This window comes from Gilvibacter sp. CC01 (genome assembly GCF_055755295.1).
In genome coordinates this window covers 1,685,821-1,709,343 of sequence record NZ_CM146909.1, presented here as the reverse complement: position 1 = coordinate 1,709,343, position 23,523 = coordinate 1,685,821, and the positions used below count along the sequence as shown (strand labels likewise).

Genomic DNA, 23,523 nt, shown 5'->3' with positions numbered 1-23,523 from the left:
ACAAAATTCAGCCTGTTGATAAGTTCTTACCCGCACTTGTGCTCTGGATTCAAAAAATATTAAATTTGTTTTCATGCGCCTTGACAGTTACATCAGCGATTTACTTTACCGATACGAATGTGTGATTCTACCTGGTTTTGGAGCGTTTCTAACGCAGTATCAACCAGCTAGAATTCATAAATCTACAGATGCTTTTTATCCACCGAGCAAATTGTTGTCCTTCAACAGACAATTGCAATCTAATGATGGCTTGCTTGCAGATCATATTGCAAAGTCTAAAGACATCAGTTATGCCGACGCTTTAACTGCTATACGGAGCTATACGCGCTTTTTGGAGCACGAGCTCGAAGCAGGGAAAAACATCATTATCGAGGCTGTAGGGTCACTGGCTATGGAAGCCGGAAAGATCACTTTCGAGCCGAGCGCTGAGAATAATTACCTCACAGCTTCTTTTGGACTTTCTCATTTTGTGCAACCTGCAATGAGTCGTTCATCTGAAGAGGCCATTGCTTTAGAGGCAGAGCCACTGCTGTTTACCCCTACACAAGAACAGCGTCCGGTTTATTTAAAATATGCTGCAATAGGGCTTATTGCGATTGGTTTAAGCAGCTTCGGAGGTCTTAAGATTTATGAATCTGGAGTTAAACAACACAACTATGTGCAGTCTCAGGACGCTAAAGACCGCGTTCAAAACAGTATTCAAGAGGCAACTTTTGTAATTAGCAATCCGTTGCCGAGCTTAGAGGTAAATCTTCCGAAGTACCAAGGTCGCTACCACATTATTGCTGGGGCATTCCGTGAAGAAGCTAACGCACACAAAAAAATTGCTCAGCTTCAAGCACAAGGCTTCGAGTCGCGCTTATTAGGCAAGAACAAGTATGGCCTGCACCAAGTGAGCTATGAGAGCCACAGCGAGAGATCTGCAGCGCTAAAGGCCTTGCGTAATATCAAGAATAACAATAACAAAGACGCCTGGTTGTTGGTAAAACAATTCAACTAGTTTCAAGCTTTCTATTTTCCCAACATCTAAATAGGATGTAACTTTGCCAAAATTTTAGTTATGGAGGCCAAGACACCTAAAGATTCTTGCACAATTATTACCGATCTGGTTTTGCCTAGTGAAACCAATCCGCTTGGAAACATGTTTGGAGGGGAGCTACTAGCGCGTATGGACCGTGCTGCAAGTATCGCTGCCCGAAGACACAGCCGCAGAATAGTGGTAACCGCCTCCGTGAATCACGTTGCTTTTAACAGAACCATCCCCTTGGGAAGTGTAGTTACTGTAGAGGCTCGAATCTCCCGCTCTTTTAGGAGTTCTATGGAAATCTTCTTGGATGTTTGGATAGAAGACCGCGAAAGTGGCTTGCGTTCTAAAGCAAACGAAGCCATCTATACCTTTGTAGCGGTAGACGACACTGGAAATCCGGTGCCAGTTCCTCCTGTAAAGCCAGAGACTGACTTGGAAAAGCAGCGTTTCGACGCAGCTTTAAGACGACGACAGTTGAGTTTAGTACTTGCCGGAAAAATAAAACCCTCCGAAGCAACTGAGCTCAAAGCTCTGTTTACGGAATAACCGTAGAGATTCCTTACCCGAACTTGGATTTTAAAAACTTTGCCTTATTTTTAAGTGCTTTTAAAAGAGCAACTTAAAAAAATTGCAACATTCGGGGTATGAGAAACAATCTGTTAGGGCGTACTACGCCCCTTCCCTATTTAATCAAACTAAGCAACATGAGAAAAACTACACCTTTTCTCGTTAGCACGAAGAAGTTATTAGCAACAGCTGTTGTGGCGCTTTTCGCGCTTACGAGTTTTGCCCAAAATCCGTATGCTTTTATTTTTAATGGCGAGTATGTGACCTTGGAAGAAAACATCCAGACCTTTTCATGGGATCAAATGCCAGAAACCTCTAAACTTGGAGGTGGTTATTTTGGCTGGATCCAATTCGAGCAAACGCCCAATCAACAAATTCAAGATTATTTTGAAACCAATGATCTGCGCTTGCTAGATTATGTTGGTACTGGGACCTATCTGTTCTACATGGCAGAAACTACACCTATCAGTGTATTGGCAGAGCGCAAAGTGCGCGCCATAGCTCCGGTAGATGGTCGTTTTAAAATGGCGCCAGAAATTCTAAACAACGAAATTCCGGATTATGCCCTGAGCGGAGATCGCATTTTAGTGACCTTAGAGTATCACGACATTGTAAACAAGGACTTTATTTTAGACGACCTTCGCTCGCAACATATCGAAGTTGTTCAGGTATACGACAGCGCCAATTATATGGATCTGATCATTCCTGATAATTGTTTGGAAACCTTGTCTAATTCTGCGTATGTGAGTTATGTTGGACTTGTCCCAGCTCCTCCTGTTAAGGAAGATGTGCAAGGAAAAAGCTTACACCGTTCTAACGGTTTGGATACTCAAATGGTCGGCGGATGGAACTATACCGGAGCCGGTGTGGGAGTTCTAGTACGCGATGATGGTCTTATAGGCCCTCACATCGATTTTCAAGGCCGTATAGATAACATACCTGCTACCTCTGGTGGATCTCACGGAGATGGCGTAGCTGGTATCTTTGCAGGTGCCGGAAATCTCAACCCGCGTTACCGCGGAATGGCAGCTGGTTCAGACATGTATGTTTCGAACTACTTCGCCTCTTTCTTAGATAGTCCAACAACCAGCTTGATCAGTGACGGAACTGTAATGATCACCAACTCTTCTTATGGAGATGGTTGTAATGGAGGATACACTTTGAACGCCCGTACTGTAGATCAGCAGACCAACGATTTTGAAAGCGTGTTACACGTTTTCTCATGTGGAAATTCTAACGGATTAGATTGTGGTTATGGTGCCGGTACCCAATGGGGTAATATTACTGGAGGTCACAAGCAAGGAAAGAATGTAATTGCTACGGCCAACGTATTCTTTGACGGAACACTTGTAGGAAGTAGTAGCCATGGGCCAGCTCGTGACGGTCGTATTAAACCAGATATTACTGCACACGGCCAAGGACATATCTCAACCGGAGCAAATAACACTTACAGTGCCTTTGGAGGAACCTCTGGTGCTTCTCCGGGAATCGCTGGAGTTTCTGCTCAGTTGTATGAGCTATACGCCGATACGCATGGAGGAGTAATGCCAAAATCCGGACTTGTAAAGGGAGCCTTATTGAATACCGCGAATGATGCTGGTAACGTTGGACCTGACTTTAAATTCGGATGGGGAATAGTGAATGGACTTCGCGCCGGTAAATTGCTTAGCGAAGATCGTTTTATCGTTGAATCGATCAGCAATGGCGAGCTTAACACCAATACGCTTACTGTTCCAGCAGGAACCACGCAAATGCGAATAATGATCTATTGGACAGATCCGGCTGCAGCTGCTGGGGCGTCAACAGCGCTTATCAACGACTTGGATTTAGTGGTTAAAGACCCTTCTGACACTTCGTATTTGCCTTGGGTATTGGATCCAACTCCAGATCCTGTGACTCTGGACTTGCCTGCTACCAATGGAGCAGACCACCTCAACAATATGGAACAGGTATTGATCAACGATCCGGCTGCTGGTGATTACACAGTAGAGGTAAGTGGATTTGACGTACCATTCGGGCCACAAGAGTATTTTATCCTTTATGAGTTCATTCAAGAGAACCTGACAATGGTTTATCCGAACTTTACGGAGACCTTAGTTCCTGGAGAAGTTTCTGTGATCCACTGGGATGCTATCAATACTACCGCAGCTTTCGACTTAGAATATACGGTAGACGACGGTGCAACCTGGACTCCAATCACAACGGTATCTGCCACCACAACCAACTACAGCTGGACAGTACCAGAAGAGTTGACCGGAAGTGCACGTGTTAGAATAACCAGCGGTACTTTTAGCGATGAGAGCGATAATAATTTCTCTATCGCGCCTCAAGTTACAGGTGTAGAGATCTTGCAAGTTTGTGATACCTCTATGTCTATTACATGGGATGCCGTTCAGGGCGCTGAAAACTACGACGTTTACCTATTGGGTGAAAAATATATGGAAGTAGTTACCAATGTGACTGAAAATTGGGCTTCTATTCCAATTACCAGTGCTACCGATGACAACTGGATCGCCGTGGCGGCCAAGAATGATACAGATGGCTGGGCTAATTTGCGCACCACCGCTATAAAAACAGATGGCTCACTAAACTGTGACTTCGCGAACGATCTAGCGGTGTTGAGCATTGACAATAGCGGTAGTGAGTTCAACTTTGTTTGTGATGCTAGTCCGATTACAGTTAAAACGACCATCTTCAATTCCTCAATGAATCCTCAAAGTGGATTTGAAGTTAGCTATCAGTTAGATAGTGATACTCCAGTTACAGAGACGTTTACAGGAACCATTGAGCCGGGAGCTATCGCTCAATTCAGTTTTGCCACCCCACTCAGCATTGCAGATGCAGGCAATCATGATATAAGTGTAACGGTGAATTTAGTGACTGACGAAGACAGCTCTAACGACAATCAGACCAATACTTATTTTGTAGCTACCGAGGCGAGCCCAATTAGTGATTTTGAAGACTTCCAGACCACTGGTTTCCCATCGGAAGGATGGTATATTGACAACCCAGATGGAGACAGAACTTGGCAGATCAACAGCTTCACTGTTGGAAGTGATGGAGAGACCACACGTGTGGGGTTTGTAGACAACTTCATCTATGACGCCATTGGCCAATTGGATGCTGTGGTAACAGAAGTTTACGATCTGACCGGTGCGGATGTTCCAGGAGTCTTGTTCGATCTTGCAAAAGCGCAGCGCGTAGCAGGAGATGGAGACGGCCTTCGCGTAGATGTCTCAATAGATTGTGGAACCACTTGGGTAAATGTTTATGAGAAGTTCGGTTCGGACCTATCGACTATTCCAGGATTCAGAACTACGCCATGGATACCGACTGCGGCCAGCGACTGGCGTAACGAACAGATCGATCTTTCTGCCTTTATAGGAGAGCAGATCCAGTTGCGATTTGTAAACATTGCTGGTAACAGCAACCGTACTTTCATAGATAACGTCTTTGTACTGAATAATTATTTAGGAACTGCCGATAACGCATTGACCGGTATCAGCATGTATCCGAACCCAACGCAAGGCGTGTTCACCATTGCCAGTTCTAATACCTTTGAGACCATGGATATGACCATAAGCAATACGCTAGGGCAGATCGTCATGACGCAAAACAACTTAGAATTGGGTAGCGGAAACAGTGCTACTGTGGATGTTTCAGGTTTGGGCAGCGGAGTTTATTTTGTACGTCTAAGCGCAGGCGGCAAACAAACCGTTAAGAAGTTAGTTGTACGCTAATAGCACTCCACATAAACAAAAGAAAACCCCGCGATCTGCGGGGTTTTTTGTTTTACATCTTAAAGATCCAATCTGCGGGGTTGAGTTTCGTAGTATTCTTGTAGATCATTAACTTGATAATGGTCTTTCCGCTTGCGGGATTTTTAGCTACAGTTCCTACTTGCTGCTTGGTAGTTACTTTCTGCCCAGGGCTCACCGTTACCGATCCTAAATTGAAATAAACACTGATATAACTTCCGTGTTGGATCTGAACCAGCTTGTTGGCACCTTTGATTTGTTTTACATCTAAAACCACTCCATCGAAAATAGAACGCGCTTCAGCATTGTTCGTAGTCGCTATCTCTACACCACTGCAAAAAGTCTCGATATTTGGTAGCTGCGGATGGCGTTGTTTTCCAAAACGCTTTACAACTACCCCATTGGTAACTGGCCAAGGCAGTTTGCCTTTATTACTGGTAAAGCTATTTCCCAAGGCTTTTGCCTCCGCAGTAAGTGCAAAAGTAGTAGAACTTCCACCTGTGGTTTTCGCCCCAGAATTTGAGTTGGACTTGGCAATAGCTGCACGGATCAGCGCATCGATCTGCTTGTCGATCTCATCGGCCTCACGCTGCTTGCTTCTTATCTGTCTAGCAAACTTAGACTCGTCTTTCTTGAGTTCCGCAACTAGGGCTTCTTGCTGCTGCTTCTCTTTGCGCAAAGCCTCTTTGGTCTTTTTATTCTCAGCGATCAAGGCCTGTTTCTCTTTTTGCTGTTCCAGTAAAGATTTATTGAGCTCTTGTAGCTCGACTGTTTTACGTTGAATACTTTCGCCTTGCTCTTTGCGATACTTGGCGTATTGATTCATATACTGGACACGCTTGTATGCCTGCAGAAAATCCTGAGAAGACAAGAGAAACATGATCCGGCTTTTGCGCGATTTGCTCTTGTAGCTCTTCACTACCATTTGGGCGTAATCTTCTTTGATCTGTGCCAATTCTTCTCGAAGTTGCTCTATCTTTTTTAGGTTGACGTTGATTTCTCGCGTGAGTAAGTTGGCCTGTCTATTGGTGATTCTGATCAGGTTTTCTTGTGCGCGGATGCGTTTGTCTATGTCTTCTACCTCAGAAAGTACAGAACGCTCTTTCTTTTGGGTGTCGAATAAAAGGGAATTGATCTGCTTGATCTCTTGCAAGATCTCTCTGCGTTTCTGTTCTAAAACAGTGCGCTCGTCTTTTTGAGCCCAGACCGCATTGCTCGAAAGCAAAAAAGTCAACAGGCCAATACATAGCAGTCTTAAGGTCATTAATCCAATTGAATTTCGGTCAGTCCGTCTGGCATAGTAAACGGAAAACGGATCGGAATATTTAAATCTACAGATCGAAAGTCGATCTCTAAAGTGGTGATCGCATCATTTTCAGAGGCTTTTATCACTACCTTTTTAGGCAAAACCTGATCTCCTACCTTTTGATAATCAGGGTAATACATTCTGAGCTGTCGTCCTTTAGACTCCTGGTCGATCCCTTGGCTTGCGATTTTAAAGAAATCCGGGTTCAAGGCAAGAAAATGTGTGAACAAAGGCAATTCTTGCTTCGGAGCCAGCTTGTATTGGTTGTTCTCTACACTCTTGTTATAGGCCTGAGATTCCAAAAGGAATATAGATTGGCCTAGTAGTATATTCTGAGCCTTCTCAAAATCGATCTCAGTACCTAACCAATCACTTATTAGCGCAAAATCTCCATCGAAATAGGTATTGCTGATGCGCTCGTAATATTGCACACGATCTGGAGTGAGCATGGCCTTGGACAAGGTTATTCCCAGTAGGGAAGCCTTGATCCAAATGGTCTTGTTCTTTTCCATCCGCAGTGAAACCGTAATGTTCTGGGATGATTTCGCATCCTCATAATCCACATTGACACGAGCTGCCAAGGTTTCAAATTGTGGGGCTGCCGCCTGATGCGTCTTTATAATATCTTTTACTGAGAAGCCGGGATTGGCATCTCTGGAACCATTGATGAGCTTAGCGCTTCCGCAGGAACTCAGCAGAAAAACAAAGGCGAGGATTGTATGTATTCTCAATTTATGCATGGTTTAGGGCAGTTGAAGATCTTGGGCTTTTTTAGCGTATTCTGCAGCTTTGGCCGCATTGCCTTTTTGATTATATGCCTTGCTGAGTTGATCGTAAAAATCGCTTTCCATAGCAGGGTTGTCTATCACATAGTCAACGCCCTCTTCCATCACTGCGATGGCCTTATCCGCCTGATTAAGACCTAAAAGACTAACTCCTTGTAACAAATAAAGCAAAGACTGGGCCGGATATATCTCTAAGGCTGTCTCACTGAGCTCCAAAGCATCTTGATAGGCGTTGTTTTCTATCTGGAGTAAAATGGTATTCTTAAGTAGGTTATAGTCCGTATTGTTTGTGGCAACTGCTTTTTTGTAAAATTCCAGCGCCTTACTCCTTTGGTCTTGTTTTAAGAAGAAATCTCCTAATTGCTGCCAAAGTGCCGCACTGTTTGCCGTAGTTGAAAAACTCGCGATTGCAGCTTCTAATTCCGGTTCGTAGTCCGGGTTATCGGCCACAAAATCCATAAAGTCTGCCAACACCTTGTACTTGCTAGACGCATCGATATTTCGCGCGTCTATAACCTCTTGCATAGAAGCCACAGCAGCTTGTTTATCACCATCTTGTAGGGCAAACTTGTACAAGGCCAAATGCACCAATTCCGATTCCGGAAAACGCTCTAATAACACATTCGCTGCTTCTTTAGCCTTGTTTAGATCTCCTTCTGTACTGTAGCGGTAAATAAGTTCCAGATAGTCTTTCTCTGTTGCGGCATCGCTATTGGTTATTCCCTCCAGACGATTTATCTCCGAAGAAACATCGCCTGTTATGCTAATGATACGCTTGCGCAATTCGTCGCGCTTAGCATTACGCCCAACTGCCGCGTCGAGCTCGTTAATCAATGCCATGGCTTGGTCGAACTGTGCAGTCAACACCAATAAGTTTGCCAAATCTTCTTTATACACGGCGTCAAACGCAATGAGTCTATTCACCACAGGAATCGCTTTTTCGTAATCTTGCGTCCGGTGATAGACCTCATAGAGCAATTCATTGGTGTCTAAACGCCCTGGAATTATGCCAATACTTTGCAGCAAGGCAGATTCTGCCGCTTCATACTGTTGAAGCTCCAAATGATTCTTCGCCATTTCAAAATGAACCACTGCTTGTTGCTCTTTGTCGTCGCCAGCGGCATTTAAGGCCTCGCTAAGCGCTTCTAGTGCTTTTTCGTAGTTCTGTATCCCCTTCTGCTTTAAACCCTCAAAAAAGCGCTCCTGAAAGGCGTCAGAGACATTACCCAGGTCGTCCGTTAAAATGTCCTCGTCTTGGGCATAACCAGCCAGTGCCGATCCGCAGATCAACAAAAAACAAAGCAAGATTTGCCCAATAGATTTCACTTCACATTATTTTAATTCGGAATAATCGCCCAGACTTACCTTTTTAAAAGCCCCGTCAAAATGCACCTTATTACCAATCATAGCCTCTTCTAAAGTAGCGTTTTTAATGGTCGTCTCGGATTGTATTATACTATTTTTAACGTTGGAATTCTCCAAGGTAGTATTAGCTCCTATACTCACATGAGGGCCCACTGTGGTGTTTTTTAGAACTACTCCGGAGGCAATGCTACACGGAGGAATTATCTCGGCATTCTCTAAAGTGATGTCTGTGGCAACCAAGCTTTCTCCTTCTTGGTGCAAAAAGTTGAGCATTTTGGCATTGGTCTCTACCGTGATGGTCTTGTTCCCACAATCCATCCAGTGATCTACAGTACCAGTCTTAAAGACCTTCCCTTTGGCCATCATTCGTTTTATGCCGTCATTGATCTGATACTCTCCACCATTGATAATGGCGTTCTCCAATACGTATTGCAGCTCCTGGCGTAACTCATCGACGTTCTTGAAGTAATAGATCCCAATAACCGCCTGATCGCTCACAAATTCCTCTGGCTTCTCAACCAACTCCACGATGTTATTTTCTTGATTGAGCTTAACCACTCCGTAAGCTTCTGGGTTGGCTACCTTCTTGGTCCAGATCACACTATCAGCTTCTGGATCGAGCTCAAAGCTCGCACGAATCAAAGTGTCTGCATATGCGATAACCGCTGGACCGCTTAGTGAGGGTTCCGCACACATGATTGCGTGACCCGTTCCCAAAGGTTTATCTTGTCTGTAAATAGTGCCTTTTGCTCCAAGACTTTCGGCCAGCTCTGTAAGGCTTTGTTCAACCTCAGGGCCAAAAAAAGCAGGATCTCCAATAACAAAAGCTACCTCATCGATAGGTTGTTTTAAAATGGCCACAATATCGCGCACCAATCGGTGCACTATGGGCATTCCTGCAACAGGAACTAAAGGTTTTGGAACTGTTAGTGTATGTGGTCTTAGGCGAGAACCTCTTCCCGCCATAGGGACAATGATCTTCATAATTGAGGCTGATTAATTCTAATTTATTTTATTGAGGCTATTGTTTGCCTGTTGAGCCGAATCCTCCGGCACCACGAGCAGTTTCTGAAAGTGATTCTCCGGTATTCCAGACGGCTTGCTCGCATTTGGCGATGACCAATTGAGCCACGCGCTCTCCATTGGTGATCTTAAAGTCTTGTTCAGAAAGGTTGATCAAAATTACACCGATCTCTCCTCTGTAATCCGCATCGATAGTGCCGGGAGCATTCAAAACAGTAATCCCGTGCTTGGCAGCTAAACCACTCCGTGGGCGCACTTGAGCTTCATAGCCTTCTGGCAATTCCATAAAGAGCCCTGTGGGCACTATGGTGCGCTGCATGGGTTGTAAATTTATAGGCGATTCTAGGTTGGCTCTGAGGTCCATACCTGCAGAACCGCTGGTCTCATAAGCAGGCAACTCATGGGCCGATTTATTGATGATCTTAACTGAAACCATAGGTTTAATTGAGGTTAACTGTTGTTCGCTTTAGTTTCCGTTGTCTGGATTTGGTGCACTCGGATAAGCCACCATATCGCGCTCAGGGATATCGCTTAGTTTGGTATAATAGGTATTTCCATCCAAACTATACTGAATTACACATTCCTCAGGAGCTAGTTTGAATTTATCGCTGAGCTCCGGAACAGGGTTTCCGTATTCTCCGTTAGGAGCATCGCTCATATTCATATCAGGTTTCTGAGGATTCACCCAATGAGCCACATAGGTCTTGTCGTCGCCTGGTTTGGTAGCCAAGGATAGATGTTGTCCTCTAAAGTAAACCGAATCTATCTGTACGCCGCTTTGCATAGCACTAACTGGAATTACCAAGTTAACTCCTGAGCCACCCATCTCCACTCCGGCAACCCATTTCTGAGTGTAAGCATCCGTTACGGTAAAGGGAGGATCGCTCTCTAATTTCTTGTTGCTACAGTCTGAATTCGCCATAAATACTAAGGCTAAGAGCCAAATTCCAAAAGTTCGTAGATGATTCATAATGTGGTTTTGAGACAAGACTTCAAAAGTCTTGCCATAAAAATAAGATTTTATAAACTTACCGCTTACAAAAAAGGCTTCCCGTTTCCGAGAAGCCTTTGTTATAATAGCTTTATCAGTGATTATCCGTTCAAGGCCTCTGCACCACCAACGATCTCCAAGATCTCTGCGGTAATTGCAGCCTGACGGGCTTTGTTGTATTCCAAGGTAAGCGAAGCCTTAAGCTCTCCAGCGTTGTCTGTCGCTTTGTGCATCGCAGTCATACGTGCTCCGTGCTCACTGGCTACAGAATCGCGAATGGCTTTGAACAATTGCGTTTTCAAACTCTTTGGGATCAACTGCTCAACGATATACTCTTTGTTTGGTTCAAAGATATAATCGGCAGCTCCACTAGAAGCATCGTCAGACGCTTGTTGGATAGGCAAGAATTGCTCGTGCATCACAATTTGTGTTGCAGCATTCTTGAACTTGTTATACACCAACACAATCTGATCGAAATCTCCATTGGTGAAGATGTCCATCAATTGCTGTGCAATAGCCGCACTGTTTTCAAAGTTGAGTTCGTCAAAGATCTCGCTGTTGAAATCGACAACCTTCTCGGTTTTACTAAGAATATCGTTCCCCTTTTTACCGATGGTCATAAAGGCGATCTCTTTCCCGGCATAAGTAGTCTCTTTCAACTCCTTACACGCCTTAACAATATTACTGTTAAAGGCTCCGGCCAAACCTCTGTTGGAAGTAATAGCAACTACCAACACTTTGTTTACCTCGCGTTGCTCTGCGAATGCGCTTCCGCTGTCGCCTTCTAAACTAGCGCTCAGATTCTGAAGCAATTCAGTAAGCTTATCCGCATAAGGACGCATAGCCGTGATCGCATCCTGAGCTTTCTTCAACTTGGCTGCAGATACCATTTTCATGGCACTGGTAATCTGCATCGTAGAAGATACTGAGGAGATCCTGTTGCGTATTTCTTTTAAGTTTGCCATGTTGCTTTATTCATTGAAGGTTGGCATCCCTTAAAAAGAGATGCCGACCCTGATTATGCTTGATATTTAGCCGAGATCTCTTTGGCAGCAGTTGTCAAAGTATCGATAACCTCGTCTGTCAATTTTCCTGCTTTAAGCGTATCCAAAGTACCGCGGTGCTTGGTGTTCAAGTATTCGATATAATCGCGCTCGAATTCTTTTACTTTCTCTACAGGAACTTCGCGTAACAAGTTCTTAGAACCTGCGTAGATGATCGCAACCTGATCCTCAACAGTATAAGGGTCATTTTGAGCTTGCTTTAAGATCTCTACGTTACGCTTACCTTTTTCAATTACGTTCAAAGTAGCCGCATCCAAGTCAGATCCGAACTTAGCAAAAGCTTCTAGTTCGCGGAACTGCGCTTGGTCAAGCTTCAAAGTACCTGCTACCTTCTTCATGGATTTGATCTGTGCAGATCCACCCACACGAGATACAGAGATACCTACGTTAATCGCCGGACGTACACCCGAGTTAAAGAGGTCAGACTCCAAGAAGATCTGTCCGTCAGTAATCGAGATCACGTTAGTTGGGATATAGGCAGATACGTCACCCGCTTGGGTTTCGATAATTGGCAATGCTGTTAGGGAGCCACCACCTTTTACCTTGTCTTTCAAAGAAGCAGGAAGATCGTTCATATTCTTAGCAATATCGTCATCGTTGATCACCTTAGCAGCACGCTCTAGTAGACGTGAGTGTAGGTAGAAAACGTCTCCAGGATATGCCTCACGTCCTGGTGGACGACGTAGCAAAAGAGATACCTCACGGTAAGCTACCGCTTGCTTAGAAAGATCATCATAAACGATAAGCGCTGGACGTCCTGTATCGCGGAAATACTCTCCAATCGCTGCTCCGGCAAATGGTGCATATACCTGCATTGCAGCAGGGTCAGATGCATTAGCCGCTACGATAGCCGTATAGGCAAGAGCTCCTTTTTCTTCTAGCGTACGAGCAATGTTCGCTACTGTAGATGCCTTTTGTCCAACGGCAACATAGATACAGAATACAGGCTCGCCTGCATCGTAAAATTCTTTTTGGTTGATGATGGTATCGATACACACTGTAGTCTTACCAGTCTGACGGTCACCAATCACCAATTCACGCTGTCCACGTCCTACTGGGATCATGGCATCAACAGCTTTTATCCCGGTTTGAAGCGGCTCGTTTACCGGCTGACGGAAGATTACCCCAGGAGCTTTGCGCTCTAGCGGCATCTCAAAGGTCTCGCCTGCAATTTCACCCTTACCGTCAATTGGTTCACCCAAAGTGTTCACCACACGGCCAACGATTCCTTCTCCTACGTTGATAGAAGCGATTCGCTGCGTACGTTTTACAGTAGCTCCTTCTTTAATACCTTTTGATGGTCCTAAAAGTACAACCCCTACGTTGTCTTCTTCCAGATTCAGTACAATTCCTTCTAGTCCGTTTTCGAATTCTACTAATTCCCCATATTGAGAATTAGACAATCCGTATACGCGGGCAATACCATCACCCACGGTAAGAACGGTTCCAACTTCGTCTAACGAAGCAGTAGCCTCGAAGCCGGATAGTTGTTTTTTTAAGATCGCTGAAACTTCAGCTGGATTTACTTGTGCCATATCACTGTTTATTACCGGAGCACCGCTCCGAAAGCGTAATTATTATATGCTATTACTAAATTCTTTTCTAAGTGTACTCAATTGGTTAGAGATACTTGCATTGTACTGCATATCTCCAACACGCAACACGAAACCGCCAATGATCTCTGGGTCGATCTCGTTCTCCAGGCTAACATTATCGCTACCTGTTAGGGTCTTTGCTTTGGCTAACACCTGTTCTTTCAAGGCACCATCCAAGGCCACGGCAGTAGTAACTTTTACCACCTTTACACCCTGTGTGTCGTTATAAAGCCCAATGAAACCTGCGGCTACATCGCCTAAGTACTGTGTACGCTCGTTGGCGGCCATTACTTTGATCAGGTTTTGAGTTGTCTTTTGAGTACCCTTGAACAACTCCAATAAAACGGCTTCTTTATCACTGCTTTTAATTACTGGGCTTTGAAGCGCCAATCGCAGCTCTTTGCTCTCTGCTACAGTAGCATGAACGCCTTGCATATCCTCAAAGACAGCCTTGACGTTGTTATCTTCTATAGCTTGCTGCAGGGCAGCTTTTGCATATCGCAATCCTACTTTGCTGCTTTTCATAGCTCTAGTTTAGTTTAGCGTCACCTAGAAGGTTCTCAACTAATTTTTGTTGCTTACCAGCATCGGCCAATTCGGCGCGTACCACTTTTTCTGCGATATCTACAGAAAGTGAGGCTACCTGGTTTTTAAGATCGGCAACGGCAGCTTTCTTTTCGCTTTCGATGGCGGCCTGCGCTTGTGCGATCATTTGATCTGCAGCAACTTTAGCCTCGTCCTTCGCATCAGCGATCATTTTAGCTTTCATATCACGAGCTTCTTTAAGCATGGCGTCACGCTCTGCACGTGCCTCGTTCAACAATTTCTTGTTGTCTGCCTGAAGATTCTCCATCTCCAACTTGGCTTTCTCGGCAGCGTCAAGGGCTCCTTGAATATTGTCTTCGCGCTCGTTCAATGCGTTAAGGATAGGTTTCCATGCAAACTTTACCATCAAGAAAATCAACAGTAAGAATAAAACAGTCTGCTTAACGAATAGGTCGAGCGAAAAATTTTCTAATAATTGTTCCATAATACTTTATAGTGCTTTAAAACTGTGCGTTAACAAACACTTTCCTGCAACCAACCGTTGCAGGAAAAGTGTAGTTCTTAAGGTTCTTATTTTCCTAAGAAAATAGCCGCGAATGCCAAACCTTCTAAAAGAGCCGCGATAATAATCATCGCAGTTTGGATCTTGTTAGTAGCTTCTGGCTGACGAGCGATACCTTCCATTGCACCTCTACCGATTTGACCTAGACCAATACCAGCACCGATTACGATTAAACCAGCACCTACAAGGTTAGGAACCAATGAAGTAGCTTCTTGAAGAATTGCTAAAGACATAATTGAAATATATAATTAAACAAATAAAATTCTCTCTTAGTGGTGATCGTGCTCTTCTACCGCCATCCCGATGAACAAAGCCGAAAGCATTGTAAAGATGTAGGCCTGAAGAAAAGCAACAAGCACCTCGATCAATGTGATGAACATCGACAATACTAAAGACAAGGTTGTTGACCCTACCGCTGTCATATCGTTCTGCATATTGATCCCGATGGCAATCAAACTCATTACCACAATGTGTCCCGCTGTAATGTTCGCAAACAAACGAACCATTAGCGAGAATGGCTTAATGATCAGCGTTCCCGCCAATTCAATTACAGCCAATAGCGGACGTAGCAAATAAGGTACTCCTGGCATCCACAATTGGTGGCTCCAGAAATGCTTGTTACTGCTTGCCAAGTAAATCACCAAGGTAAAGATGGCTAGGGCAGCAGTTACTGCTAATTGTCCTGTTACGTTAAATCCAAAAGGAGCAAGTCCCAATAGGTTCAAAATCCAAACAAAGAAGAATACGGTTAATAGGTAACCAGTAAAATTGCGGTATTTAGCACCGATGTTTGGTTTTGCAATTTCGTCTCTTACATAGATCACTAATGGCTCCAATACACGAGCGAAACCAGTTGGGATCTTTTGAGTTTTATATTGTTTGGCCAAACGACCAAATAAGAATAACATTAATAAACCGATCAAAAGGATACCCAAAACACTCTTGGTGATCGAAAGGTCAAACGGAGTAGTTGCATTGGTTGGGTGATGCGCATCGTCAAACTCCACAGCGGTGGCACCAGCATTCAGCTCGTAGATCTTTCCGTGGATCTTCACAAAACGGCTTCCACCCTTTTCTACGATCTCTTTTCCTTCATCGTCGTGGTGGAAAGCAGAAGACATAAACGCAGTCAATCCGTTTTCTCCCCAAAGGATTACAGGAAGTGGGAATCCTACGTGACTCTCTTCGCCATCAGGAAAATGTGTGAATAAATGGAAATCGTGTGAATCTTTGGTGTGGTGTACAATGTACTCTTCGATCTCTTCTGGGGTGTTAACTGGGTCTCCATGTCCGCCATTTTGAGTTTTTGGGTCACCCTTGGCAAATGCAGTTAACGAAATAAGAAAAACAAGACTAAAGGTCGTTACTGTTTTTGATACTAGCTTCATTCTAAATTGCTTCCTTTTTGAAGTTATTATAACAACTCCCAAATTTTGGCGCAAAGGTAGGCTTTATTTTCTGTTTAAAACAGCATCATTCTTCATTTTTTGCAACTCTTTTTTGACTGAGCAAGATCGAAAGAAAAAACACTTCAAAAATTAATGCGATAAAGAGCGGACTAAGCAAACTTATCGCTTCTGAATTTGTAAAGGATTCTCCGTTAAACAAATAGGTGTTAAAGACGATCAAAAACACAAAGGCCTTGAGCACAACGCTAGCTAGGTAAAGGAATCCCAGCTGATCGGCAAATTTTTGGCTTGCGCCTATCCAACGCAAACCGAAACACAGCACCACTGAAAAAATACCGTTAAAAAGATAAATTTCACTGAGTGGAAATGGCAATTCATTACCTGAAACGGCTATAATATTCTTATGCAAAAAAAGTCCACCAAAAAGTATAGCTATGAAGACTACGGATAAAAATCCTAGTTTTTTGCTCATTTATTTGTCTTTATTAAAGCGATTTACACGATGTATAACAGAAAACATCGACGCAAAAATAGCAACTAAAGTGATGGTGGTTTCTAAGAAAGAGGTATTAAATTTAGAATCGAGCCAGGTTCCAAGTAAATTCCCCAACCAGATGATCAAACCCATCTGCAAGCCGATACTTGAAAAAACTGCCCAGTTCTTAAGTGCTCCGTTTCCCTTTTCTTTTGGCATTCTTATTCAGATATAAATTACCATAGATATGGTAAGAGCGAACTTTAATACATGGTAGTCTTGGCCTTTTAGACCTCGCTAGTATTAATTAGATACAGAAACGTCCTGACCCTTTTTAGATGTGCGCACCCCGGCCACTGCGGCGGAAGCACTCAAAGCATCTTCTATAGCATCTTTGGTCAAGCCGCCCATTACACAGGTAGCATTGAAGTTAGCTCCTGGTTCTACAGCCAGTTTGTTGGCAAATACCTCTCCCTCTATAACAGCCGTAGCGCGTAAGGTCAAAGTACCCGCAACCGTTAGTGTTCCGGAGATCTTACCTTCTACATCCGCATTTTCACAGTGTAGCGCTCCTTTTAAAGATCCTGTTTTACCGACAACCACCTTAGACGGAGTTGTCAAATTGCCTTCTACGGTACCTTCGAGCCTGAAGCCGCCTTTTGATTTGATGTCACCAACCAAATGCGTGCCTTCGCTGATCTTGTTCTGATTGGTACGTGTTTCCATTCCTGGGCGTGATTTTTTGTCAGAAAACATAAGATTTAGTTTTGGGGGTTATCAGGATTCTCAGATTCTTGCTCCAAATAAGCCGCAAGATTCTTGTGTATTTGTATGATTTTGTAGTTGTCTCTGCTGATGCTAAAGTAGGCCGGCTTTAATTTGTATCGCTTGTTGTCCTTTAGGAGTTCACCAAAACCTAAAGCGCCTAATTTGCTGTCCAACCCGTGTACCACTACCAATTGTTGCTCCGGAGTGTAATAATCTCTGGAAACACTCATCTGACGGTAATTCAGATAGTTAATGGCCGAACTGATCGTGTCATGAACTGCCTGGGCAGCCTCATTGTCGTTTACATCAAAGCTGTAGACCAACTTAAAGGAATTGCTCGCATCAGCGTCAATAAATGAGCTGTCCGCTAACCTGGGTATGGTCGTAGAATAGATGAACTGCGCTTTTTTACCTTCTTCGCTGTTGGGATAGTTTAGCGCGACAAAATTCAAGGCCTTTTTATAGGCTTCAAAACCATCTCTTCTACCCAAAGCGGTTGCTTTAAGTAGTTCTAGCTTTGGAACTATCTCATTCCCGTTGTAGACTGTGATATAAGTATCACAACCCGAAATCACCTCTTCGTACTTAGAGGCTTCAAATGCCTTGAAAAGCTGATTGTATTTGTACTCCGGACTCGACTCGTCTGTAGCTAAAGCTGCATCTGGGTTGTTGATGATCTCTGCATAACGAGAATCAGAATAATTGGCTGTGATATCGTTCTTGTAATAATCTCTCCGGCTTGCATTGCCAATTTCGTTGTAGATCTTGTACAAATTGTATTTAGATGGCAATACCAAACGTTCTTCTGGATTCTTGGTCAGCAAGGTCTCTAGGCGTTCGGCTGCTAAAGGATACTCCTTAAACTTTTCCTTATAGATCAATCCCAACTGATAGTAGGCAAAATTCCTGTCTGTGGTCAAGGTGTCGATCTTTCCTTGGTCTGTCGGAATCTCAGCTAGATACGTTTCTGGCTTAAAGCGTGGATCTTCTCCTATAGAAAGCCCTGCAGAAACGATCTCTTCTGTATCTACACCGCCAACGGTATTTTTATCAGATCTTCTCCAATCGTCTTCCAGTGCTCTATCTCCCCAACGTCTTCTAAACTCCTGTTTTCCATAGGCTACAGTTGTGGTGTTGTAGAAGTAGAAGGCTCCAGCTTTAGAATTGTCTTCTTTACTGCCTTCAAAGAATTCGTTGTCCTTGAATTCATCGCCACCACTCTTGGCTCTATCTATGGAGTCTTGAATAGCACGTGCTTTCAAGGCATCTGTGTATTCGGTAAAATATGCTAAACGCTCATCCGGGCTCATGGCTACCAATCGCAAAATACTGTCGTTGGTGGTTGCGGTAAGTTCGTAGGCAATTACGTCATCTAGATTATCTCGTTTTTTCTTAAGGCGTCTGTACTCTAGTGTGTTGGGACGCATTTTTACCAAGGTGCTGTCGTAATATGCCCCGGCAGTTTGATACTTTGCTCGATCAAAGAAAATAGTTCCTAAAGTTACGTAGTTGCGCGCCTGCAAATAATCGTCTTGTTGGTTGGCTTTGATGGACTTATTGTAATACTCCATCGCTGTGGCGATACTGTCATTGCTCTGATGGTAAACCCCTATCTGATGATATATCTTATCCAAAAACGGACGGTTCTCTCGATTCTCTGCCAAATCGGTCAGCATTTCTAAAAAGAGCGTTTTGTCGCCGTTCTCGTAATCAAAGTTCTTCGCCTTTTCTATATAGGCATTGATCATGTAAACTCTTGGTGTCTTACGATTTAGCGCAATAACCTCATCAAAAGCCATATTAGCACTATCTGCAAATTGCAAGCGATTATAGATTTGCCCTTTTATGTAAAGCAAACGCCCTTTGTTGTCATTATCTCGGGTATAATCCGCAGCAGTCTTAATGTACGGCAGTGCTGCTTCTAAGGTGTCTAGGTTTATATACGCCTGCCCGATCATGGCCGAGGCTTCAGCCAATTCTTCGTCTTCTATTTCGCCGCGTTTGATCATGCGGTTCAGATCATCTATGGCGATCTCTTCGTTATTTAGTCTGATGTTTGCCTTTGCTTTCCAGATCTTAGCAATGTTGATCTTGTCTCCGGTAGGATATTTTGAAAGCACATAGTTAAAGGCTTCCAATGCGGGAATGAATCGCTGATCGAAATATCTGGCCTTTCCCAAAAGAATAAAAGCTTCATCCATCTGCGGATTGCGCTCCTTCCCGTCTATGTACATGGAGTTCTTCTGGATCGCTTTGGCGGCCTTTTCTTCGGCCTTTTCGAAATTCGGATTCTTTGACTGCCCTGGTAGGCTCACATCTTCCAAAATCTCCAAGCGTTCTACGGGAAGAATTTCCCAGTAATTATCGCGATAAGTATCGGCAAGCGATTGGCGGCCTTCGTCAAAGGCCACTTGTCCGTTGTATAGTTTGTTGTATTCCGCGGCAACAGCGTTCAGGTTGCGGTTTACAAAACCGTCTTTCTTTGTAGAACAGCTAATAATGCATAAGCTGCAGATGAGTAACGCGCAGGCCCCGTAGAATCCCCGTTTGAGCATTGTGTAATTTTATATCAACTAAACTGAAAAAAGCCTGTTTTAGTATGCGTTTTTCCAGAGAAAGGTAAAAATACATTTCTTTTTCAATTATTGGGGGCTTAGCCTTAAAAAATGAGGCATTTCCACAGATTTCGATGTTTCATTTTGGCAGAATCGTTCGTACTTTTGCAAAAAAATTTGCCATGGCAGACTTTCACGAACTCAAAATAGCGGCCGTTGAACCACAAACAAGCACGGCAGTAAGTCTAAAATTTCAAGTACCCAGCACTTTAAGTGAAGCTTATCAATTTGTTGCAGGTCAGTACGTTAACCTAAGTGCCGTGATCAACGGAAAAGAGGTTAGACGCGCCTATTCCATTTGTAGTGCTCCCAGTAGCGGAGATTTGACAGTGCTGGTCAAGAAAGTTGAAAATGGGGTGTTCTCTAGCTTCGCCAATGAGGAGCTTCAGGCCGGAGATCTCTTAAAAGTGGCTACACCAGAAGGTAGATTCGTGCTTCCTCAGGCCGAATCGGGTCACTATTTATTTGTAGCCGCAGGAAGTGGAATCACACCAGTGCTTTCTATGATAACTGATTGCTTGCAAAATCGTCCAAACACCAAGCTGGTGCTGGTTTACGGTAATAGAAATCAAGACGGTACTATCTTCAAGGCTGAACTAGAAAACTTACAAGCTCAATTTCCCGAAAGGCTGCAGATCGAATGGATATACAGCCGCCAAGATGGAGACAGTTTCCACTTTGGACGCATAGATCGCAGTAAGGTTGGTTATGTGATGAACAACAAATATCAAGACCAAAAATTCGATGAAGCCTTTGTTTGCGGACCTGGCGACATGATCGATACTGTAATTGAAGCTTTAGCAGATTTCGGCATGCCACAAGAAAAAATTCACTTTGAGCGCTTTACCGTTTCTGCGGATGATAAAGAAGCTACCACTACCGAAGTTCCAGATGGAAATGCGGCCATCACTTTCGTTATTGACGACGAAAGCAACACCATTACAGCACCAAATTCGATCTCCGTACTTGATGTGGCTCTAAAAAATGATCTGGATGCTCCTTATTCTTGTCAAGGAGGAATCTGTAGTTCGTGTATTGCTCGAGTGACTTCTGGTTCTGCAGAAATGCGCAAAAACCAAATCTTGACCGATAGTGAAGTTGCCGAAGGTTTGATCCTTACCTGTCAGGCGCATGCAACCTCTGCTCAATTAACTGTCGATTACGACGACGTTTAGTCCAATAGCCTCAAGGTCTGGCGCACAATAGCGTCCAAAGTTTCTTGTTCCTGTTCGGTCTTTAAGGCTACACGCATTCCAATTAAGGCATTGTAAATTGCAGCTGCTGTTGCTTTTGGATTCAGATCAGCGCGTAACTCGTTCTGGTATTGCGCTTTTTTAATGGCCATTTCCCATGCCTTTTGCAGATCCCATTGATTCCCTCTCACTATGGCAGCAACATCTTCATCTACGGCAGCCATTTCTGTTGCAGCATTCACCAGCATGCATCCCCTGGGGTGAAAATCATCTATATCTTGCTCAATTATCAATGAAAAAATAGCTTCCAAGGTCTCTTTGATATCGGCTGCAGTTTCTATCAGATCGAGTTGTCTGCCAATCACTCTTTTTCGGTATTGATGCAAGGCTTTTAAATACAAATTGCGCTTGTCACCGAAGGTGTCATACAAACTCGATCTGCTCACCCCTAAATGTTCCACAAGATCGTTGGCGGAAGTGGCGTGATATCCCTTCTTCCAGAAAAGCCCAACGGCTGCATCCAGTACATTTTCTACCTCAAATTGTTTGGTTCTCGCCATTTGCGAATGCGTTGCTTGAAAAACGGGGGTTTTTAGCGGTATTTCAAAGGTAGTAATTTATCGGAACATTTGTTCCAATTAATTTTAACTTGCTGATTTTCTGTTATTTAACCTTGTTGGCAAACAGCGATGTAAGATGAAGGCAAAACTTCCGGAATCTGCTTAGAAAACAGGCATTATGGAACGATTGTTCCGTAATTAATTTGCTCGGAACAAACATTCCGAAATAACACAACCAATTGATTATTAGTTGTTTAAATAACTTTGTTGATTAAGTCTACCACAGCCGTTGCGGGAATAGAGTTTATGGCATTTTCGTAGCCAGCAGGATGAGTTTTTCCATAAACTGAGGTTGGAATTGCCGGGAACTTTTCCAGATCTGGAAGCAGACTATGCGCATCACTTTGACCAAAAGGAGCAAAGCCTAAATACGGATGCGTTACTCCCCAGAGCGTGACCACTGGAACCCCATAATTTGCTGCCAAATGTCCGTTGCCACTATCCATGGCTAGCATTAGATCTAAATTAGATATCAGTGCCAGTTCATCTCGAAATTTCAAGAGACCTGCAACTACTAAAACATGTTCCAAACCAGAAGCTAATTCCAATAGAAAATCTCGCTCATTGGGAGCCCCAAAAAGTAATATTTTGCTTTTGCCCGTAGCATTTAGCCCTGACAAGACTTCGCGCATTTGGTCAGAACTATAGGTCTTTGCCGCAAAGGCCGCAAAGGGAGCCACCCCAACGATCTTTCCTTTCCATATCGCCAGCAATTCTAGAGGGGGCTTGGGCATGGGTAAGCGATCTAAAGAAGAAAAGTCCTCTAGCGATACTGGAAATCCTAAGGCGTTAAAAACATCAGCATAGCGCTGTTGCGATGTCTTTAATTGTGTCCAAGTCTTATTTGTGGGCTTACAAAGGGCTTTCTTTGCAGTGCGATCTTTATCTATGGCTGCGAGTGCAACTGCGCTGAAACTCAAAAAAGTCCGTAGTAATTTGGAGCGTAAAACATTGTGACAATCGGCAAGGTGGGTTACTCCTAGCCCTTTAAGCTCAGAAGCCAATCGGCGCATGCCGAGCACCCCTTTATGGCTACCTTTTACTTCGGCAGCTTTAAAATTTACTTCCGCTATCCCATTAAAAATAGGTTGGTGAAATGCCTTAGAGACAACCGTGATCTGCACATTTGGATAGGTTTGCCGTAAAACTTGCAGCGCGGGAACCAACATGGCTACATCTCCCATAGCCGAAAGGCGAATAATGGCGATATGCATGTTCTTTTCCAAAAAAGTGAATTGAAGCTTACTTCTGTCCGCGAAGAACCGGATTGAGTTCGTCGTCGTTGTACATTTTCATCTGTTTGTAGACTTTCATGTACTTGTCTCCTGCAGCGATATCTTCTAGCAACTGGTCAATCGCCGTTGAAAGGTCAACGCGTTGCTCCAGTAAAACGTCTAGCTTCTTTTGACAGGCAGCTCGGTGTTCTGCCGAGGCGTCTACGCGTTCGGCCTCCTCGTTCATATGATAGATCTTTAAGGCCAAAATAGAAAGTCTATCAACTCCCCAAGCCGGACTCTCTGTGTTGATACGCGCATCGGGCTTAGGGTCTACCTCCTTGTACTTGTCCAAAAAATAGCTGTCTATGTACTCCACCATATCGGTTCTGTCTTGGTTAGAGGCATCGATCTTACGCTTGAGCTCCAAGGCCGCAACAGGGTCGATATTCGGATCGCGAATTATGTCTTCGTAGTGCCACTGAACAGTGTCTATCCAGCATTTATGGTAGAGCAAATGAGCCAGTAGATCATCTTTTTCATCGTAAGGATTGTGGAATTCTTGGTCCACATTATCTAACACGTGATACTGCTTGATTACTTCTTGAAAAATAGGATTGGCCTTGGCAGAAAACATAGT

The 23,523-nt window shown here is 43.8% G+C and carries 23 protein-coding genes; 4 read left to right on the top strand and 19 right to left on the bottom strand.

Annotated features, from left to right (window positions below; all coding sequences use genetic code 11):
- Positions 1–73: 73 nt before the first annotated feature.
- From AC0J2F_RS08075 to AC0J2F_RS08065, 3 genes are all read left to right on the top strand, one after another.
- Positions 74–1,000: an HU domain-containing protein gene (locus AC0J2F_RS08075; RefSeq protein WP_473007205.1), complete on the top strand. Its 927-nt coding sequence runs from the start codon at positions 74–76 to the stop codon at positions 998–1,000.
- A gap of 60 nt (positions 1,001–1,060) precedes the next feature.
- Positions 1,061–1,573: an acyl-CoA thioesterase gene (locus AC0J2F_RS08070; RefSeq protein WP_420378544.1), complete on the top strand. Its 513-nt coding sequence runs from the start codon at positions 1,061–1,063 to the stop codon at positions 1,571–1,573.
- 158 nt (positions 1,574–1,731) lie between these two features.
- The gene (locus tag AC0J2F_RS08065) at positions 1,732–5,334 is read left to right on the top strand and encodes a S8 family serine peptidase (protein WP_473007204.1); all 3,603 of its coding nucleotides are present in this window, start codon (positions 1,732–1,734) and stop codon (positions 5,332–5,334) included.
- Between the two features lie 52 nt (positions 5,335–5,386).
- On the opposite strand, the gene AC0J2F_RS08060 is transcribed toward AC0J2F_RS08065, so the two are convergent.
- From AC0J2F_RS08060 to porW, 16 genes are all read right to left on the bottom strand, one after another.
- On the bottom strand, positions 5,387–6,616 hold the full coding sequence (locus AC0J2F_RS08060) for a murein hydrolase activator EnvC family protein (protein WP_473007203.1): 1,230 nt from the start codon (positions 6,614–6,616) through the stop codon (positions 5,387–5,389).
- Positions 6,616–7,389 (bottom strand): lipoprotein insertase outer membrane protein LolB1, encoded by a 774-nt coding sequence (gene lolB1, locus AC0J2F_RS08055; protein WP_473007202.1) that lies wholly within the window; start codon positions 7,387–7,389, stop codon positions 6,616–6,618. Before lolB1 ends, AC0J2F_RS08060 begins: the two co-directional genes overlap by 1 nt.
- A gap of 12 nt (positions 7,390–7,401) precedes the next feature.
- The gene (locus AC0J2F_RS08050) at positions 7,402–8,769 is read right to left on the bottom strand and encodes a tetratricopeptide repeat protein (protein ID WP_473007201.1); all 1,368 of its coding nucleotides are present in this window, start codon (positions 8,767–8,769) and stop codon (positions 7,402–7,404) included.
- A gap of 6 nt (positions 8,770–8,775) precedes the next feature.
- Positions 8,776–9,792 (bottom strand): sugar nucleotidyltransferase, encoded by a 1,017-nt coding sequence (locus tag AC0J2F_RS08045; RefSeq protein ID WP_473007200.1) that lies wholly within the window; start codon positions 9,790–9,792, stop codon positions 8,776–8,778.
- A gap of 37 nt (positions 9,793–9,829) precedes the next feature.
- Positions 9,830–10,267: a dUTP diphosphatase gene (gene dut, locus AC0J2F_RS08040; RefSeq protein WP_087523790.1), complete on the bottom strand. Its 438-nt coding sequence runs from the start codon at positions 10,265–10,267 to the stop codon at positions 9,830–9,832.
- A 30-nt stretch (positions 10,268–10,297) separates the two neighbouring features.
- Positions 10,298–10,801, bottom strand: a complete 504-nt coding sequence (locus AC0J2F_RS08035) for a hypothetical protein (protein ID WP_473007199.1) — start codon at positions 10,799–10,801, stop codon at positions 10,298–10,300.
- Between the two features lie 122 nt (positions 10,802–10,923).
- Positions 10,924–11,787 (bottom strand): ATP synthase F1 subunit gamma, encoded by an 864-nt coding sequence (atpG, locus tag AC0J2F_RS08030; RefSeq protein ID WP_087523792.1) that lies wholly within the window; start codon positions 11,785–11,787, stop codon positions 10,924–10,926.
- Between the two features lie 53 nt (positions 11,788–11,840).
- The gene (gene atpA, locus AC0J2F_RS08025; protein WP_473007198.1) at positions 11,841–13,421 is read right to left on the bottom strand and encodes a F0F1 ATP synthase subunit alpha; all 1,581 of its coding nucleotides are present in this window, start codon (positions 13,419–13,421) and stop codon (positions 11,841–11,843) included.
- Between the two features lie 42 nt (positions 13,422–13,463).
- Positions 13,464–14,006, bottom strand: a complete 543-nt coding sequence (gene atpH, locus AC0J2F_RS08020; protein ID WP_087523794.1) for an ATP synthase F1 subunit delta — start codon at positions 14,004–14,006, stop codon at positions 13,464–13,466.
- Positions 14,007–14,010: 4 nt separating this feature from the next.
- Entirely contained in the window at positions 14,011–14,511 is a 501-nt protein-coding gene (locus tag AC0J2F_RS08015) for a F0F1 ATP synthase subunit B (RefSeq protein ID WP_087523795.1), read from the bottom strand.
- Positions 14,512–14,597: 86 nt separating this feature from the next.
- The gene (gene atpE, locus AC0J2F_RS08010; RefSeq protein WP_087523796.1) at positions 14,598–14,822 is read right to left on the bottom strand and encodes an ATP synthase F0 subunit C; all 225 of its coding nucleotides are present in this window, start codon (positions 14,820–14,822) and stop codon (positions 14,598–14,600) included.
- A gap of 36 nt (positions 14,823–14,858) precedes the next feature.
- Entirely contained in the window at positions 14,859–15,977 is a 1,119-nt protein-coding gene (gene atpB / locus AC0J2F_RS08005; RefSeq protein ID WP_087523797.1) for a F0F1 ATP synthase subunit A, read from the bottom strand.
- Positions 15,978–16,062: 85 nt separating this feature from the next.
- Positions 16,063–16,470 (bottom strand): DUF6168 family protein, encoded by a 408-nt coding sequence (locus AC0J2F_RS08000; RefSeq protein WP_473007197.1) that lies wholly within the window; start codon positions 16,468–16,470, stop codon positions 16,063–16,065.
- Complete coding sequence (locus AC0J2F_RS07995; protein WP_087523799.1) at positions 16,471–16,692, bottom strand: AtpZ/AtpI family protein; 222 nt, start codon at positions 16,690–16,692, stop codon at positions 16,471–16,473.
- A gap of 84 nt (positions 16,693–16,776) precedes the next feature.
- Entirely contained in the window at positions 16,777–17,229 is a 453-nt protein-coding gene (locus tag AC0J2F_RS07990) for a bactofilin family protein (protein WP_473007196.1), read from the bottom strand.
- 5 nt (positions 17,230–17,234) lie between these two features.
- Complete coding sequence (gene porW / locus AC0J2F_RS07985; RefSeq protein WP_473007195.1) at positions 17,235–19,796, bottom strand: type IX secretion system periplasmic lipoprotein PorW/SprE; 2,562 nt, start codon at positions 19,794–19,796, stop codon at positions 17,235–17,237.
- Between the two features lie 182 nt (positions 19,797–19,978).
- Here porW and AC0J2F_RS07980 point away from each other — a divergent pair, with 182 nt between their 5' ends.
- Positions 19,979–21,031 carry a 2Fe-2S iron-sulfur cluster-binding protein gene (locus AC0J2F_RS07980; protein ID WP_473007194.1) on the top strand — a complete coding sequence of 351 codons (1,053 nt, stop codon included), beginning with the start codon at positions 19,979–19,981 and terminating at the stop codon, positions 21,029–21,031.
- Here the strand turns inward: AC0J2F_RS07980 and AC0J2F_RS07975 are convergent.
- The 3 genes from AC0J2F_RS07975 to AC0J2F_RS07965 all read right to left on the bottom strand — a co-directional run bounded on the left by AC0J2F_RS07975 (position 21,028) and on the right by AC0J2F_RS07965 (position 23,520).
- Positions 21,028–21,609: a TetR/AcrR family transcriptional regulator gene (locus AC0J2F_RS07975; RefSeq protein WP_473007193.1), complete on the bottom strand. Its 582-nt coding sequence runs from the start codon at positions 21,607–21,609 to the stop codon at positions 21,028–21,030. The genes AC0J2F_RS07980 and AC0J2F_RS07975 overlap by 4 nt on opposite strands.
- Positions 21,610–21,863: 254 nt before the next feature.
- Positions 21,864–22,895, bottom strand: coding sequence for a glycosyltransferase family 9 protein (locus AC0J2F_RS07970; protein WP_473007192.1), 1,032 nt, complete (start codon positions 22,893–22,895; stop codon positions 21,864–21,866).
- Positions 22,896–22,911: 16 nt separating this feature from the next.
- Positions 22,912–23,520, bottom strand: coding sequence for a DUF4254 domain-containing protein (locus AC0J2F_RS07965; RefSeq protein ID WP_473007191.1), 609 nt, complete (start codon positions 23,518–23,520; stop codon positions 22,912–22,914).
- Between the last annotated feature and the right edge of the window lie 3 nt (positions 23,521–23,523).